Raw genomic sequence first — 13,990 nt, 5'->3', positions numbered from 1 at the left:
CAATCGTGGAAGTCACCCTGGAAGGCACCGTTCGCGCCGATGAGATGCAGCAGTTCGTCGAGCAGTCCCTGAACGCGGTGCGCTCGCTCGCCCAACAGGGGCGCGTCGTCGTCGCCCTGGCCGACCTGCGCCACCTCCGGACCACCTCTCCCGAGGCCGCGGAGCTCCTCCGCCAGGGCCAGGAGGCCGCGATGAAGGCGGGCATGAGGCGCATCGCCGAGCTCGTCAACAGTGAGCTCACCACGCTCCAGCTCAACCGCATCGCGCGCGCCAGCGGCATGGACAGCATCCTCCGCCGCTTCCAGGACGAGGAGGAGGCCCGGCACTGGCTCCTCGAGGCCCGCGACGAGCTCGACGCGGCCTGACTCAGGCCGCTCGAGCCCGCTGGCGCAGCACCGTGCGCTCCACCTTGCCCATGGCGTTGCGCGGCAGCGCCTCGATGTTCAGGAAGCGCGCGGGCACCTTGAAGCCCGCCAGGGACTCGCGACACCACGCCCCCAGATCCTCCGGCAGGGGGGCTCCGTCCCGTGTCGCCACGAAGGCCACCGGCACCTCGCCCCAGCGTCCGTCCGGCACTCCCACCACCGCGGCCTCCCGCACCACCGGGTGCGAGGCCAGCACCGCCTCCAGTTCCGCCGGGTAGATGTTCTCCCCTCCCCGGATGATCAGGTCCGTCCGCCTGGAGAGCACCGTGAGCCGCCCCCGCTCGTCCAACACCCCCATGTCCTTCGTCCGCAGCCAGCCGTCCCGCAGGGTCTCGCTCGTGGCCTCCGGCCGGTTCCAGTAACCGGCCATCACCGTGGGGCCTCGCACCTCGATGTCCCCTTCCCTTCCCGGGCCCAACGCCTCGCCCCCGGGCCCCACGATGCGAAGCTCCAGGCCCGGCAGCGGGCGGCCCGCCGTTCGTCCATCCGCCTCGTCCGGGTGCTCCGTGGTCACCTGCGAACACGCCTCCGTCAGTCCGTAGGTCTGCAGCGACAGGATGCCCGCCGCCCTCGCTCGCTCCAGCAGCGGCGCGGGCACGGGCCCTCCGCCGATCAGCGCCAACCGGAACGTGGATGGCACGGGGCGGTCCTTCCGTGCGTCCAGCACCCGCTCCAGCGTCGTGGCCACGAAGCTCGCGTGGGTGACCCCCTCCTCGTCGATGGCCCGGTTGGTGTCGTTCTCCTCGAAGCGCTCCCTCAGGACGAGGCAGCCTCCGTCGTACGCGGTGCGCGTGAGCATCGCCAGGCCCCCCACGTGGAAGAGCGGGAGCGTTCCCAGCCAGCGCGGCGCGGGGTGTGGGCCCAGGTTCGCCTCGGAGAAGCGCGCCGACGCCCGGAAGTTCCCCTCCGTCAGCACCGCGCCCTTCGGCCGGCCCGTCGTCCCCGAGGTGAAGAGGATCACCCGTGGCGTCTTCGTCTCCAGGGGCTCGCAGTGGGCATCGGGAGCACCCAGGGCGTCCGCGAAGGACTCCAGTGGCTCGGCGCCGGGAAGGCGCTCGGCAAGGCTCGTGAGTGCCAGGGTGAGCCGCGGGGACACGTCCTCGGCCAGGGGCTGGAGCTCCGCACGCGTGAGCCGCGCGTTGAGTGGGGCCAGCACCGCTCCCAGTCTCCCGAGCGCCAGGAAGAGGTGCACTCCCGCCGCGTGGTTCGTCGCCAGCAGCGCCACCCGCTCTCCCGCCGCGACACCTCGGGACCTGAGCGCCCCCACCCACCGGCCCACCTCGAGGTCCAGCGCCCGGTACGTCCACCTCCGCCCCGCGAACGTGAGCGCCGGTGCGTCCGGTCGCGTCTCCGAGCCGGCTCGGATGGGGCATGTCCACTGCATCAGTTCACTCCCTGGCCCGGCGTCCGCGGCAGCTCGATGCGGCCCCGCACCGGGCGGAATGGATGGCTCCCGGGCTCATCCTTGAAGAGGTGTCCCACCCCCAGCCCCGACGCGTACCTCCCCGACGGCAACGCCGCCGCCAGGTGCGCCGCTCCCGCTCGCGCGATCACCCCGTCCAACGAACTCGTCACGTACGCCTCCAGGCCCTTCTTCGCCGCCTCGCGCGCCAGTGACAGCGCCGGCAACAGGCCTCCCAGCACCATGGGTTTGAGGACCAGGATGCCCACCGTACGCGGGTAGTCCAGGAGCGCTCGGAGCACCTCCGGCAGCGCCAGGGACTCGTCCGCCGCGAGAGGGCACGGTGCGTGTTCACTCAGGCGCGCGAGGGCTTCGTGATCCTCGGCCGCCACGGGCTGCTCGCACAGCTCGAGGTGGTATTCGCCCAGCCGAAACAGCGCCGGTCCCGCCTCCGACTCCGTCCACCCTCCGTTCGCGTCCACTCGCAGGCGGATGTCCCGGCCCACCGCATCCCTCACCGCCGAGAGTCTCGCTACGTCCTCCGCCAGCGGCCGGCCCGCGACCTTGAGCTTCAGCGTCTCGTAGCCCTCCGCGACCGCTCGCCTTGATTCCTCCGCGAGCGCCTCCGGCGATGAGGCTCCCAGCAGCGCGTTGACCCGCACTTCTTCTCGGGCTTCGGCCGAGAGGAGTCGGCACAGTGGAACGCCCTGGCGCTGGGCGAGGAGATCCAGCAGGGCTTGTTCCACCGCGTGTCTGGCCGCCGGGGTCCTCAGGGTCAGGCCCAGGGGGTGGCACATACCCTCACCCCGACCCTCTCCCAGAGGGAGAGGGAGTTGATTGATCGACTTCAGGGCTCGTTCGCAGTCGCTCGGTGATTCCGTTCCGAACTCCCGTAGCGGCATCGCCTCGCCCTGTCCAACCCGCCCCTCCTCGTCCCGCAAGCGCACCACGAAGCCCTCTCGTGCCGCGTAGGTGCCCCTCGCCGTCTTCAAGGGGTTCACCATCTCCAGCCGCAAAGGCTCGAGGGTCACCTCCGTGATGCGCATTTGGCCTACCTCAGCAGCAGCCCCGCCGAGAACAACACCCCGAACACCAGTTGCAGTCTCGCCGTCCCGCCCAGCGCCGGGTTCAGCGCCGCTCCCTCCGCCCCCAACACCCGCTTCAGCGGCGGCACCGCCACCGGCACGCTCAACAGCGCCAGCAGCACCCACGGGCTCGCCAGCCCCAGGCCCCACATCGCCAGCGGCGTCGCGAAGGCCGCCACGAGCAGCAGCACGTACTCGACCTTGCCCATCATCGTGCCGAAGCGCACCACCAGCGTCCTCTTGCCCGCCTTCACGTCCGTCGACGCGTCACGCAGGTTGTTCACCACCAGCAGCGCCGTGCCGATCGCCCCCACCGGGATCGCCGCCCACCACGCCGCCGGGCCCACCGTCAGCGCCTGCACGTAGAACGTCCCCGGCACCGCCACCAGCCCGAAGAAGATGAAGACGAACACGTCCCCCAGCCCGTTGTACCCCAACGGAAACGGGCCTCCCGTGTACGCGTAGCCCGCCAGCACCGACGCCAGCCCGATCGCCACGATCGGCCACCCTCCCTCCACCACCAGGTAGATGCCCGTCACCACCGCCAGCCCGAAGCACAAGAGCGCGCTCGCCAGCACCGTCCCCGGCGCGATCAGCCCGCTCTGCGTCACCCGCGTCGGCCCCAGCCGCTCCGCCGTGTCCGCGCCCTTCTTGAAGTCGTAGTAGTCGTTCGTCAGGTTCGTGCCGATCTGGATGAGCATCGCGCCCACCAGCGCCGCCAACGCCGGCAACCACCGGCCCACGCCCAGCCCGTAGGCGAGCGCAGTGCCCACCATCACCGGCACCAGCGCCGCCGTCAGCGTCTTCGGCCTCGCGGCCATCAACCACGTCTTCAAGGTGGGGCGAGGTGCCTCCACCGCGGGAGCTATCGCGTTCATGGGATGAATCACTTTCGGCAACTAGCCGTGGCCCCCGGCCGCGCTCTTGTCGGGCGTGGAGCTCTCGAATTCGGGCGCTTCGTACCAGGGGGTCTGCAGGAAGGAGAGCACCTCGCGGGCGTACTCCTCCGGCGCTTCCAGATGCGGGGCATGGGTGCAGTCCTCGAACGTGCGCCGCCACACCACCGGCAGATCCTCCGCCATCCGACGGGCGATCTGCGTGAACTTCTCGTCCAGCGCTCCCGTCAGCAACAGCGTGGGCAGCCGCTGGCGCTGCAGCTCCGGCCAATAGTCCGGCTGCACCGCCAGGCCCAGGCACTCCAGTGCCCCCACCAATCCATCCGCCGTGCACTCGAGGCGCCGGGCCCGGACGGATTCCTGCTGCTCGGCGGGCAACTTGCGCACGCCCGCGAAGAGCGGCAGCGACTCCCAATACGCCACGAAGGCCGGCACGCCCTTCTGCCGGATCATGGCCGCCAGCTGCGCGTCACTCACGCGCCGCTCCGTGCGGTGCTGGCGGCGGTGCAATCCCGGCGAGCCGCTCTCCATGATGAGCCGCCCGAAGCGCTCGGGCCGGGTCAGCGCCGCGGCCAACGCGAAACGCGCGCCCTGCGAATAGCCCAGCAGGTTCGTCCTGGCCACGCCCACCTCGTCCATCACCCCGAACAGCGCCTCGATCGTCTCGAGGAAGCCATCGCGGCCGGTGCGCGTGGGCAGCGGCGTCTGGCCGTGGCCCGGCAGGTCCACCGAGATGACCCGCACCTTGTCGCTCATCAGCGGGCGCAGGTGCTCGAACGAGGAGCGGTTGCCCGTGAATCCATGCAGGAGGAGGAGCGGGTGCGGACCCTCTCCCCACGTCTCGTACGCCATCTTCAGAGCCATGGGCCTTCTCCCAGTGCGGTGGCCATCCTCGCGAAGAGTTGCCGGTGCAGATCCACGTTCCTCGCGCGCTCCGCCACCTGGACCTCGACCAGGTGGAGACCGCCCTTGAGTCCCTCGGCCACGGCCGAGCGCAGCGAAGCGGGCGAGTCCGGGCGCCGGAAGCGGGCCTGGTAGAGCGCGGCGGCGTGCGACAGGTCCACGCCATGCGGCGTGCCCCACAGGGTCTCGTACTGCGAGCGCGCCTGCTCGGCCTGCGCGATGGGAAGGAAGGAGAAGATGCCTCCACCGTCGTTGTTCACCACCACCACCGTCAAGGGCACCCCGCTTCGGCGCGCCGTGAGCAGCCCGCCCACGTCGTGCAGGAAGGCCAGGTCTCCCGTGAGCAACACGGTGGGACGCCCCGAGGCCGCCGCCACCCCGAGTGCGCTCGACACGATGCCGTCGATGCCGTTGGTGCCCCGGTTGGCCAGCACCCGCAGCCTCCGGCCCGTCGAGGGCGCGAAGGCATCCACGTCACGGATGGGCATGCTGCTGGACACGAAGAGGTTCGCCCCGTCCGGCAGCGCCGTCACCACCTCGTGGGCCACGCGCATCTCCGTGAGCGACGGGTCCTCCGAGAAGGCCGACTCCAACGCCGCCCGCGTCCACTGCTCGGCCCAGAGGAAGCTCCGCGCCCACGGACCCAGGCCCCGGGAGAGCCCCTGGGACAGCGCCTCGCAGGCCGCCACCGCCGAGCCCTCCACCACCCGCGCCGCGGCGTGCGCTGGATCGAAGAGCGCGCCCTCGTCACTGAAGAGCACCACCTCCGCACCCGAGCCGTCGATCCACGCCTGCGATCCCTTGGGCGTCAGACCTCCACCGAAGCGCAGCACCAGCTCCGGCCGGTGTGCCCGGGCGAAGGGCTCGTGTCGCAGCATCGCGTCGTAGAGCGACACCGTGGCCGGACCGCCGCCGTAGCGCGCCTGGGAGGCGGCCTCGGCCAGCACCGGATAGCCGGTGGCCTCTGCGAGCGAGGCGATGGCCTCCGCGAAGCCGTCGTTCTCGTCCCGAGGGCCGCAGACGATGACACCGCGCTCGGTGGCGGCCACCCGCGCACGCACCGCCTCCAGGGCCTGGGCATCCGGCAGACGCGAGGGAGGGTGGATGCGCGTGAGCGGCACGCCCGGCCTGCCCTCCCGGGCCCGCGAGGACAGGTGCTTCGCGTCGAAGCTCCCCGGCGTGGGCGCGAGCGGCTCCCGGAACGGCACGTTGAGGTGCACCGCGCCCCTGGGCGCACGGCAGGCCATGGCCACGGCCCGGGCCACGGTGGCACGCAGGTGAACCAGCGCCGCGTCATCCGCCTCCGGCAGACCCACGTCCGCGAACAGCCGCGCGTACTCCCCGAAGAACCGCGCCTGGGGCACCGTCTGCGGCGCGCCCCACCCCTGCGACTCCAGGGGCCGGTCCGCGGTGAGGACCACCAGCGGCACCTGCGACATGGCCGCCTCGATGACCGCCGGGTAGAAGTGCGCCCCCGCGGTCCCGCTCGTGGCCACCAGCACCACCGGCGCGCGCGACTGCTTCGCCAATCCCAACGCGAAGAAGCCGGCGCAGCGCTCGTCGATGATGGACCAGGTGCGCACCCCCTCGGTGCGAGCACTCGCCAACGCCAGTGGAGAGGAGCGCGAGCCCGGACACACCACCGCGTGCCGCACACCCCCGCGAACCAGCTCCTCCAACAATGCCCGCGCCCAGAGCTGATTCAGGTTGGCGTCAGACATGTCCTCCTCCGAGGGCCCGCAGCATGGCCAGACTCTTCATCTCCGTCTCGCGCCACTCCGCTTCGGCGCTGGAGCCCGCCACGATACCAGCACCCACGAAGAGTCGGGCCTGGGATCCTTTGATGCGTGCCGAACGCAGCGCCACCATCTGATGCGCCCGCCCGGGTCCTATCCAGCCAACCGGTCCCGCGTACCAGCCCCGGTCCAGCTCCTCGTGCTCGACGAGGAACTCCAGCGCACGCTCCCGAGGCGTGCCTCCCACCGCGGGTGTGGGGTGCAGCGCCGCCACCAGTTCGGCCACGCCCACTCCCTCGCGAAGCTCGGCGCGAATGCCAGTTCGTAGGTGCACCACGTTCTTCAGGGTGAGCAGCGCCGGCTCGGCGTCCGACTCGAGGTGCTCGGCCAGCGGCTTGAGCGCCTTGAGGATGTAGCGCACCACCGCCTCGTGCTCACGGCGATCCTTCTCGCTCCCGCCCAGTTCTCCGGCCTGGGTGGGCGACGCGGACCCGGCGAGTGCCTCCGTCTCCAGCCGGCGCCCCTCCAGCCGGCACAGCGTCTCCGGAGTGGCGCCCAGGAAGGCCGTCCCGTCCGGCGCACGGAAGAGGAAGGTGGCACAGCGCGGGTTCTGCTCGCGCAGCCGGGCCAGCACGTCCACCCGATCGAAGGCGCGCTCGCCCTCCACCTCCACCGCCCGCGCCAGCACCACCTTCTGGAGTCCGCCGGAGCTGATCGTCTCCACCGCGCGCGTCACGCGCCCCTCGAAATCCGGTCGGGACGAGGACAGCCTCAACGCCTGGGTTCCACTCCTGGGGTGGCGGTAACCGGCCGGAAAGGCCGAGCCCACCCGGGCCAGCAACGAGCGCACCACGTCCTCGGCCCCCGGGCCCTCGGGCGCGAAGGCCGCCACCGCCAGAGCCGTCCCCTCGCGCCACACCACCACCTCCGGCAGCGTCCACCGCCCGAAGCCGAACGGCCCCCAGCCTCCATCTCCGCCCGCCTGGGAGAAGCGCATGCCTCCGAACCAGGGACCCGGCAGCGCGCTGGGAGACCCACCCAACCACCGCACCGAGTCCGGCGCCGACAACGCCTCGAGCACCGTCAGCACCCGCGCGGCGCTATCGGCCTCCACCGATGCCGCCTCACCCCACCCGGCCATCGCCTCACCCGCGAGCGGCCGCTCCCAATAGATGGATGGCTCGCCCAACACCTCCGCCCCCGCGAGCGGATCCACCGCGGCCAGGGAGATCATCCCCGCCACCCAGTGGCCTCCGTCAGCGGGCACGAGCGTCGTCATCACCGGTCCTCACGAGGCTCCACCACCAACCAGGGCAGCAACCTCTTGTTGTTCTGTACGCCGGTTTGGCTATACAAGCATCACGGGGTTCAAAACAACGTGAACTCCACATGGGACGGGAGGCGCCCGTGAGTGGCAAACCAGGTGAGGCGGGCGGAGGGACGTCCCGAGAAGGCCCGCCCCGGGTGCTCATCGAAGTGCACCCCCGGCCCGAGCAGGCCTTATGTGATGGACAGCAGGTCCTCACGCCGGAGTGCTTCCAACAATTGATGCGGCGGCTGCCGGGTGTGCTAGACGCCGTGGACCGTCACCTTTGGAGGCCGGAGATCCCGGCCCATGTCGCGGGGGCTCGATGAGCACCGAAGTTCGTCAGATGTTCTCCTCCATCGCCACGCGGTACGACGTGACGAACGAGGTTTTGTCGTTCGGCGTCCATCGTCTGTGGCGGCGCGCGGCCGTGCGTCTGAGCGGAGCCCGGGAGGGCAACGCCATCCTCGACTGCGCCACGGGTACCGGCGATCTGGCGCTGGCCTTCAAGCGCAAGGTCGGCGCCTCGGGCCGGGTGGTCGGCACCGACTTCTGCAAGGAGATGCTGGACAGCGCTCCGGCCAAGGCCGCCCGCGAGGGACTCCAGGTGGAGTTCCAGGTGGCCGATGCCATGGATCTGCCCTTCGCGAGCGACTCCTTCGACGTGGCCTCCATCGCCTTCGGCATCCGCAACGTGGATGACCCGGTGAAGTGCCTCAAGGAGATGGCCCGCGTGGTCCGCCCCGGCGGCCGCGTGGTGGTGCTCGAGTTCGGTCAGCCCACCGGATTCTTCGGCGCCCTGTTCCGCGTCTACAGCAAGGTCGTCATGCCCACCATCGGGGGCCTGCTCACCGGCAACCGGGCGGCATACGAGTACCTGCCCCGCACCTCGGCCGCATTCCCCGCCGGGGACAAGTTCCTCTCCTTGATGGATCAGGCTGGCGCCTATCAGGAAAGGGTGGCCCACCCGATGATGTTCGGGACATCCTACGTCTATGTCGGGACCGTCCGCTGAGCAGAGGCGTCAGCTCATCGAGAGAATCCTCGCGGCCGTGGATCCACGGCTCGCGCCCGGGCTGCGGCAGGAGATCGCCCAGCCCGGCCCTTCCCTCCTGCCCTCCGAGGGGCAGACCGTCGTCATCGCCGGGCACCGCGCCGCGGGCAAGACGCGGCTGCTGCCCCTGGTGAGCGAGGTGCTCGGCAGACCAGGAGTGGACCTGGATGCCGAGCTCGCGCGCCGCTCGGGCCGCTCCCTCCGGGATTGGGTCGTCGAGGACACCGACGGATTCCGCTCGGCCGAGCGCAGCCTTCTCCTGGAGCTGCCTCGCGGCTCCGTCGTCTCCGTGGGCGGCGGGTTCCTTTCGAACCACCCGGACGCCCTCCATCCTTGTTACACACTGCTCGTGCCCGTCTCCTTCGAGACCTACCGCGAGCGACTCCTCGCCGACACCACCCGCCCCCGGCTGCGGCCCGGCATGTCGCTGGAGGAGGAGATCAGCACCCTCTACGAGCAGCGCCAGGTGCTCCACGCTCGCGTGCCCACCGTGAGCCTCGCCGAGTTCCTGCGCGCCCTCACCTCCCTTGGGAGCCAGCCATGACGTCGGCCCGCCGCGTCGTCACCCTCCCCCCGACCCTGCGAGGCACCGAGGCCCTGAGCTTCGCCACCGATGTGCGGAGCCGGGGGGCCGATGTCCTGGAGGTCCGGACGGATCTACATCCCGCGGAGGTGGTGGACGCGGCGGCGCTCGCGGGCATCTTGGATCTACTTGTCTCCGAGCGCGGCACGCCCCTGCCCCCGGCCTGGGTGGCCGCCGCCCGGTGGGTGGATCGGGATGTCGTCCACGCGGGAGCGTTGGATGCGCCCGCAGGGAAGCTGCTGGCCTCCCACCACGCCGAACGGCCCCTGTCCACCGAGGAGGCCCTGCGCCTGTGGGACGTGGCGATTCCCACCGGGGCCCTGGTGAAGCACGTCGAGCCGGTCGGGGAGTTGTCCCAGGCCCGGGTCGCGATGCTGCTGGAGACCCAGTCGCGGCTGCGGGCCCGGTTTGGTGAAGGCCGGGTGACCCTGCTCGCCATGGGGCCCGTGGCGCTCCCCATTCGCGCCGTGCTCGCCCGGCGTAATGTGCTCGACTACGTCGCCCTGGGCGGTGATTGGAAGGCGGCTCCGGGACAGCGGTTGCTCGCGGATGCGGTCCGGGAGGCGAGATACCCTCACCCCGTCCCTCTCCCGGAGGGAGAGGGAGTGGTGACTCGGTTGGGGATTCTGGGGACCTCGATCGCTCATTCGCGCTCGCCTCGCATCCACCGCCAGCCCTTCGATCGCATCGACATCCCCGAGGATGCTCCCGTCGAGGCCCTCGTGGATGCGCTGCTGCCCCACTATCGCGGCTTCGCCGTCACCAGCCCCTTCAAGATCCGCCTCGCCCGGCACACCGGCTCGCCCCTCGACGCCATCAACACCCTCGTCCGCCGCCGCGACCGCTGGGAGTCCTTCAACACCGACACCGAGGGCGCTCGCACCGTCCTCGAACGGCTCGAGGCCCGTGACGTCTTCGTCCTCGGAGACGGCGGTGCCAGCGCGGCCATCCGCTCCGTGGCCCCCGAAGCCGGGTGCCAGCTGCGCTTCCTGAAGCGCTCGGAAATCTCCTCACCCCTGGGCGGTTGCGGTATCTGGACCTGGCCCGATCGCATCACCCCACCGGACGCCCTCCGCTTCGAGGGAGCCCGCGTCGCCGTCATCGCCTACGGAGCCCCGGCACGCCGCATCGCCGCCGAAATCACCCGCCGCGGGGGGACCCCGCTGATGCTCGGCGCGGCCTGGTTCATTGCCCAGGCCCGTCGGCAGCGTGCCCTCTGGGAGACCGCCTCATGAATACCTTCGGTACCCTCTTCCGCCTCACCACCTTCGGCGAGAGCCACGGCCCGGCCCTCGGCTCCATCATCGATGGGTGCCCCGCCGGCGTCCCCCTCGAGCGCGAGCACATCCAGGTCGCGCTCGATCGCCGCCGGCCCGGCCAGTCCTCCCTCACCACCGCTCGCGCCGAGCCCGATCAGGTGGAGATCCTCTCGGGTGTCTTCGAGGGCAAGACGCTCGGCACGCCCATCGCGGCCATCGTCCGCAACACCAACCAGCGCTCCGGGGACTACGAGAAGCTCAAGAGCGAGGATCGCCCCGGTCACGCCGACGCCGTCTGGCGCGAGCGCTTCAAGCACCGGGACCACCGGGGTGGCGGGCGCACCAGTGGCCGCGAGACGCTCTGCCGCGTCATCGGCGGTGCCGTCGCCGAGGCCTACCTCTCCCAGGCATTCCCCCAGGTGCGCACCGTCGCCTGGGTGTCCCAGGTGGGCAACCTCGTGTCCGCCGTGCCCGACGCGGGCCTCACCCGCGCCATGGTGGATGCCCACCCGACCCGCTGCCCGGATCCGGTGGCCCGCGAGGAGATGTCCAAACGTATCCTCGCCGCCAAGGAGGCCGGTGACAGCCTGGGCGGCTCCATCGATGTCCGCGTGGACGGCCTGCCCGTGGGCCTCGGCGAGCCCATCTTCGGAAAGATGAAGGCGCTGTTCGCGCACGCGCTCGGCAGCGTGGGCGCCGTGACCGGAGTCGTCTGGGGTCCGCCGGATCTGCTCTCGCGCATCGAGCAGCCCGGCAGCGTCTTCCACTCCCAGAAGGACACCTACGGTGGCATCCAGGGCGGCCTGGCCAATGGCGAGCCCGTGTCCCTGCGCGTCTACTTCAAGCCCCCCGCCACGCTCGCGGACCACGCGAAGTCCGGGCGACATGATCCCTGCATCATGCCCCGCGCGGTCCCCGTGCTCGAGGCCATGGTCTCGCTCGTCCTGGCAGACCTCATCCTGCAACTGAACGCCCGGCCCCACTCCGTATGATCCAATTTCCTCCTGGCACCTACCGTCACGCCACCGATCGGTGGGGCTCCTTCAAGCGTCAGTGCACGACCCTCCCCGAGGGCAGCCTCGCCGTCGTGGATCGCACCGTGGCGCGCCTGCATCCCCACGTGCTCAAGGCCCTCCAGGCGCGCAAGCCACGCGCCATCATCCAGCTCACCGGTGGCGAGAGCGCGAAGAGCTTCAAGGCCCTGGAGCAGGTGCTCGTCGCGGGCCTCTCGATGCCGCGCTCGGGCACGCTGATCGCCATCGGCGGAGGCACCATCGGCGACGTGTCCACGGTGGCGGCGCACCTGCTCAAGCGGGGCGTGCGGCTCGTGCAGGTGCCCACCACGCTGCTGGCGGCGGTGGACAGCAGCCTGGGTGGCAAGGGCGCGGTGGACATCACCGTGCGCGGGCGCGTGGTGAAGAACCCGGTGGGCGTCTTCCACTACGCCGAGGAGGCGTGGCTCTGCCCCGAGTTCTTCGCCAGCCTGTCGGACACGCAGCGCCGTGAAGGCGCGCTCGAGGCCTGGAAGATGGTGGCCTGCCTCGACGAGGAGCTCTTCCACGCCTACTCGCGCCGGGCGCCCGCGCTGGAGCGGATGGTGAAGGACGCGCGCCGCCTCAAGGAGGCCGTCTGCGCGCAGGATCCCTACGAGCTGCAGGGCCTGCGGCGGATCCTCAACTTCGGACACACCTTCGGCCACGTGCTGGAGAGCGTCTCGCGCTTCCAGCTGTCGCACGGGGACGCGGTGGGACTCGGGATGCTGTGCGCGCTCGACGTGGGCCGCGCCATGGGCATCACCCCCGACGAGGTGGCCTGGCAGGTGGAGGACGCGCTCCATCAAGGGCCCGGAGTGCTCGGCCGTGAGCGGACGGCGGACCTGTTCTCGCGCGCGAAGTTGAAGGACGTGTCGTCCCTGCTCTCCGCGGACAAGAAGGCCGGCAGCGCCGGGGAGCTGCGCATGATATTGATCACCGACGTGGGTAAGGCCGTGGTGCGCGACGTCTCCGAGGATGTGTGGCGCGCGCTGTGGCCGGCCTGGACCCAGGGAGTGCGCCCATGAGTCAGATCCATGTCGATCCGAGCCACCTCGTCCCCGAGGTCCTCACGCCCCCCATCTCCAAGTCGGACGCGCAGCGGGCGCTGGTGCTGGCGCACCTGACGGGAGGGTGGCCCCTGCCCGTCCTCCAGGAGGAGCCCGAGCACTACCTGCCCGCGGACGTGCGCGTGCTGCGCCGCGGCATCGAGGCCCTGCGCCAGCCTCCGGGTCCCGTGCGCGACGTGGACTGCGCGGATGGCGGCGCCCCCTTCCGCATCCTCGTCACCCAGTCCGCGGTCACGCCCGGTGCGCACATGCGCCTCACGGGCACGCCCCGGCTCGGCGAGCGGCCCCATGGCCCCCTCTTCGACTCCCTGCGCGAGGCGCTCGGTCCCTCCGGACTGGTGCTCACCGAGGGCCACCCCTGGCCCGTGGAGATCCGCGCGCCGACGGCCACCGGCAAGCCCGTCTTCCGGGTCCCCGGGGCGCAAAGCAGCCAGTACGCCTCCAGCCTGCTGCTGGGCTGCGCGGCCCTGTACCTGCGCGAGCGCCGCCCCTGGAGCGTGGAGATCATCGGCGAGTTGACGAGCGCGGGCTACCTGGAGCTCACCGTCTCCTGGCTGCGCCGCTTCGGCTTCACCGTCCTGGAACACGACGGCCGCTTCGAGGTGACGGACTACCGTGCCCCCGAGCGCCCCCCGGCGATGCCGGGTGACTGGTCTTCCCTGGGTTACCTGTTGCTCATCTCCTGGCGCACCGGGGGAAGCGTGGAGCGGGCGGACCTCTCCAGTGCCCACCCGGACCAGGCCCTGGTGCAGTTGGTGGAGCGAGCGGGCCTCGAGGCGGTCCCCGGCCCCCGGGACACCCTGCGCATGACGGGGACGGCCCGGGACGGGCTGGTGGCCTCGGGCAAGGAGTGCCCGGACCTGCTACCCACCCTGGCCGCGCTCGCGTGCGTGCTTCCCCGCCCCTCCACCCTCACCGACGTGGGCATCCTGCGTCTCAAGGAGAGCGACCGGCTGGAGGGCATCCGCACACTGGTGGACGCATTCGGCGGGAAGACCGTCCTGGATGGCGAGACGTTGACAATCCACCCTCCTACCTCCCATCCGCCGCGCTTCTCCATGGACAGTAAAGGAGATCACCGTCAAGCGATGGTCGCGGCTACTCTCTCTGTTGTGTCAGGTGTTCCCCTGACCCTCACCGGACCTGAATGCGTAGAGAAGAGCTTCCCTGGCTTCTGGCGACAATTGGAACGCACTGGGGTCCGACTCACGTCGTGAAACGGGTGTTGCCCAGGGGGAAA

General features: G+C 71.0%; 13 protein-coding genes. 7 read left to right on the top strand and 6 right to left on the bottom strand.

Annotation, left to right across the window (positions count from 1 at the left end):
* The first annotated feature begins 5 nt into the window (after nucleotides 1-5).
* The gene (locus JQX13_RS39375) at nucleotides 6-365 is read left to right on the top strand and encodes an STAS/SEC14 domain-containing protein (RefSeq protein WP_239014122.1); all 360 of its coding nucleotides are present in this window, start codon (nucleotides 6-8) and stop codon (nucleotides 363-365) included.
* Nucleotide 366: 1 nt separating this feature from the next.
* On the opposite strand, the gene menE is transcribed toward JQX13_RS39375, so the two are convergent.
* Genes menE through JQX13_RS39345 form a run of 6 tightly spaced genes read right to left on the bottom strand, consistent with a single transcriptional unit; the run spans nucleotide 367 to nucleotide 7,726 of the window.
* Nucleotides 367-1,809, bottom strand: a complete 1,443-nt coding sequence (gene menE, locus JQX13_RS39370) for an o-succinylbenzoate--CoA ligase (protein WP_203404557.1) — start codon at nucleotides 1,807-1,809, stop codon at nucleotides 367-369.
* Nucleotides 1,809-2,873: a mandelate racemase/muconate lactonizing enzyme family protein gene (locus JQX13_RS39365; protein WP_203404556.1), complete on the bottom strand. Its 1,065-nt coding sequence runs from the start codon at nucleotides 2,871-2,873 to the stop codon at nucleotides 1,809-1,811. Before JQX13_RS39365 ends, menE begins: the two co-directional genes overlap by 1 nt.
* A 5-nt stretch (nucleotides 2,874-2,878) precedes the next feature.
* The gene (locus JQX13_RS39360; RefSeq protein WP_203404555.1) at nucleotides 2,879-3,790 is read right to left on the bottom strand and encodes a 1,4-dihydroxy-2-naphthoate polyprenyltransferase; all 912 of its coding nucleotides are present in this window, start codon (nucleotides 3,788-3,790) and stop codon (nucleotides 2,879-2,881) included.
* Nucleotides 3,791-3,811: 21 nt separating this feature from the next.
* Nucleotides 3,812-4,672 (bottom strand): 2-succinyl-6-hydroxy-2,4-cyclohexadiene-1-carboxylate synthase, encoded by an 861-nt coding sequence (gene menH, locus JQX13_RS39355; RefSeq protein ID WP_203404554.1) that lies wholly within the window; start codon nucleotides 4,670-4,672, stop codon nucleotides 3,812-3,814.
* Complete coding sequence (gene menD, locus JQX13_RS39350; protein ID WP_203404553.1) at nucleotides 4,663-6,432, bottom strand: 2-succinyl-5-enolpyruvyl-6-hydroxy-3-cyclohexene-1-carboxylic-acid synthase; 1,770 nt, start codon at nucleotides 6,430-6,432, stop codon at nucleotides 4,663-4,665. The genes menH and menD overlap by 10 nt, the downstream gene beginning before the upstream one ends.
* Nucleotides 6,425-7,726 carry an isochorismate synthase gene (locus tag JQX13_RS39345; protein ID WP_203404552.1) on the bottom strand — a complete coding sequence of 434 codons (1,302 nt, stop codon included), beginning with the start codon at nucleotides 7,724-7,726 and terminating at the stop codon, nucleotides 6,425-6,427. The genes menD and JQX13_RS39345 overlap by 8 nt, the downstream gene beginning before the upstream one ends.
* Before the next feature lie 352 nt (nucleotides 7,727-8,078).
* Between JQX13_RS39345 and ubiE the strand changes: the two genes are divergently transcribed.
* Genes ubiE through JQX13_RS39315 form a run of 6 tightly spaced genes read left to right on the top strand, consistent with a single transcriptional unit; the run spans nucleotide 8,079 to nucleotide 13,967 of the window.
* Nucleotides 8,079-8,768 (top strand): bifunctional demethylmenaquinone methyltransferase/2-methoxy-6-polyprenyl-1,4-benzoquinol methylase UbiE, encoded by a 690-nt coding sequence (gene ubiE / locus JQX13_RS39340; RefSeq protein WP_203404551.1) that lies wholly within the window; start codon nucleotides 8,079-8,081, stop codon nucleotides 8,766-8,768.
* Nucleotides 8,749-9,351: a shikimate kinase gene (locus tag JQX13_RS39335; RefSeq protein ID WP_203404550.1), complete on the top strand. Its 603-nt coding sequence runs from the start codon at nucleotides 8,749-8,751 to the stop codon at nucleotides 9,349-9,351. Before ubiE ends, JQX13_RS39335 begins: the two co-directional genes overlap by 20 nt.
* Nucleotides 9,348-10,625, top strand: a complete 1,278-nt coding sequence (locus JQX13_RS39330) for a shikimate dehydrogenase (RefSeq protein ID WP_203404549.1) — start codon at nucleotides 9,348-9,350, stop codon at nucleotides 10,623-10,625. Before JQX13_RS39335 ends, JQX13_RS39330 begins: the two co-directional genes overlap by 4 nt.
* Entirely contained in the window at nucleotides 10,622-11,641 is a 1,020-nt protein-coding gene (aroC, locus tag JQX13_RS39325) for a chorismate synthase (protein ID WP_203404548.1), read from the top strand. The genes JQX13_RS39330 and aroC overlap by 4 nt, the downstream gene beginning before the upstream one ends.
* A complete protein-coding gene (locus JQX13_RS39320; protein WP_203404547.1) occupies nucleotides 11,638-12,708 on the top strand; it encodes a 3-dehydroquinate synthase in 1,071 nt (356 codons plus the stop codon). The genes aroC and JQX13_RS39320 overlap by 4 nt, the downstream gene beginning before the upstream one ends.
* Complete coding sequence (locus tag JQX13_RS39315; RefSeq protein WP_203404546.1) at nucleotides 12,705-13,967, top strand: 3-phosphoshikimate 1-carboxyvinyltransferase; 1,263 nt, start codon at nucleotides 12,705-12,707, stop codon at nucleotides 13,965-13,967. The genes JQX13_RS39320 and JQX13_RS39315 overlap by 4 nt, the downstream gene beginning before the upstream one ends.
* Nucleotides 13,968-13,990: the final 23 nt, after the last annotated feature.

It is taken from the genome of Archangium violaceum (assembly GCF_016859125.1).
In the GTDB taxonomy this organism is placed as follows: domain Bacteria; phylum Myxococcota; class Myxococcia; order Myxococcales; family Myxococcaceae; genus Archangium; species Archangium violaceum_A.
Note: the sequence above shows the minus strand (reverse complement) of the source record. Positions and strands in the feature narration are given on the sequence as shown.

Coding starts and splice junctions, on each gene's coding strand:
- menE (WP_203404557.1), bottom strand. CDS start 1,809: ATGCAGTGGACATGCCCCATCCGAGCCGGCTCGGAGACGCGACCGGAC.
- JQX13_RS39365 (WP_203404556.1), bottom strand. CDS start 2,873: ATGCGCATCACGGAGGTGACCCTCGAGCCTTTGCGGCTGGAGATGGTG.
- JQX13_RS39360 (WP_203404555.1), bottom strand. CDS start 3,790: ATGAACGCGATAGCTCCCGCGGTGGAGGCACCTCGCCCCACCTTGAAG.
- menH (WP_203404554.1), bottom strand. CDS start 4,672: ATGGCTCTGAAGATGGCGTACGAGACGTGGGGAGAGGGTCCGCACCCG.
- menD (WP_203404553.1), bottom strand. CDS start 6,432: ATGTCTGACGCCAACCTGAATCAGCTCTGGGCGCGGGCATTGTTGGAG.
- JQX13_RS39345 (WP_203404552.1), bottom strand. CDS start 7,726: ATGACGACGCTCGTGCCCGCTGACGGAGGCCACTGGGTGGCGGGGATG.
- ubiE (WP_203404551.1), top strand. CDS start 8,079: ATGAGCACCGAAGTTCGTCAGATGTTCTCCTCCATCGCCACGCGGTAC.
- JQX13_RS39335 (WP_203404550.1), top strand. CDS start 8,749: ATGTCGGGACCGTCCGCTGAGCAGAGGCGTCAGCTCATCGAGAGAATC.
- JQX13_RS39330 (WP_203404549.1), top strand. CDS start 9,348: ATGACGTCGGCCCGCCGCGTCGTCACCCTCCCCCCGACCCTGCGAGGC.
- aroC (WP_203404548.1), top strand. CDS start 10,622: ATGAATACCTTCGGTACCCTCTTCCGCCTCACCACCTTCGGCGAGAGC.
- JQX13_RS39320 (WP_203404547.1), top strand. CDS start 11,638: ATGATCCAATTTCCTCCTGGCACCTACCGTCACGCCACCGATCGGTGG.
- JQX13_RS39315 (WP_203404546.1), top strand. CDS start 12,705: ATGAGTCAGATCCATGTCGATCCGAGCCACCTCGTCCCCGAGGTCCTC.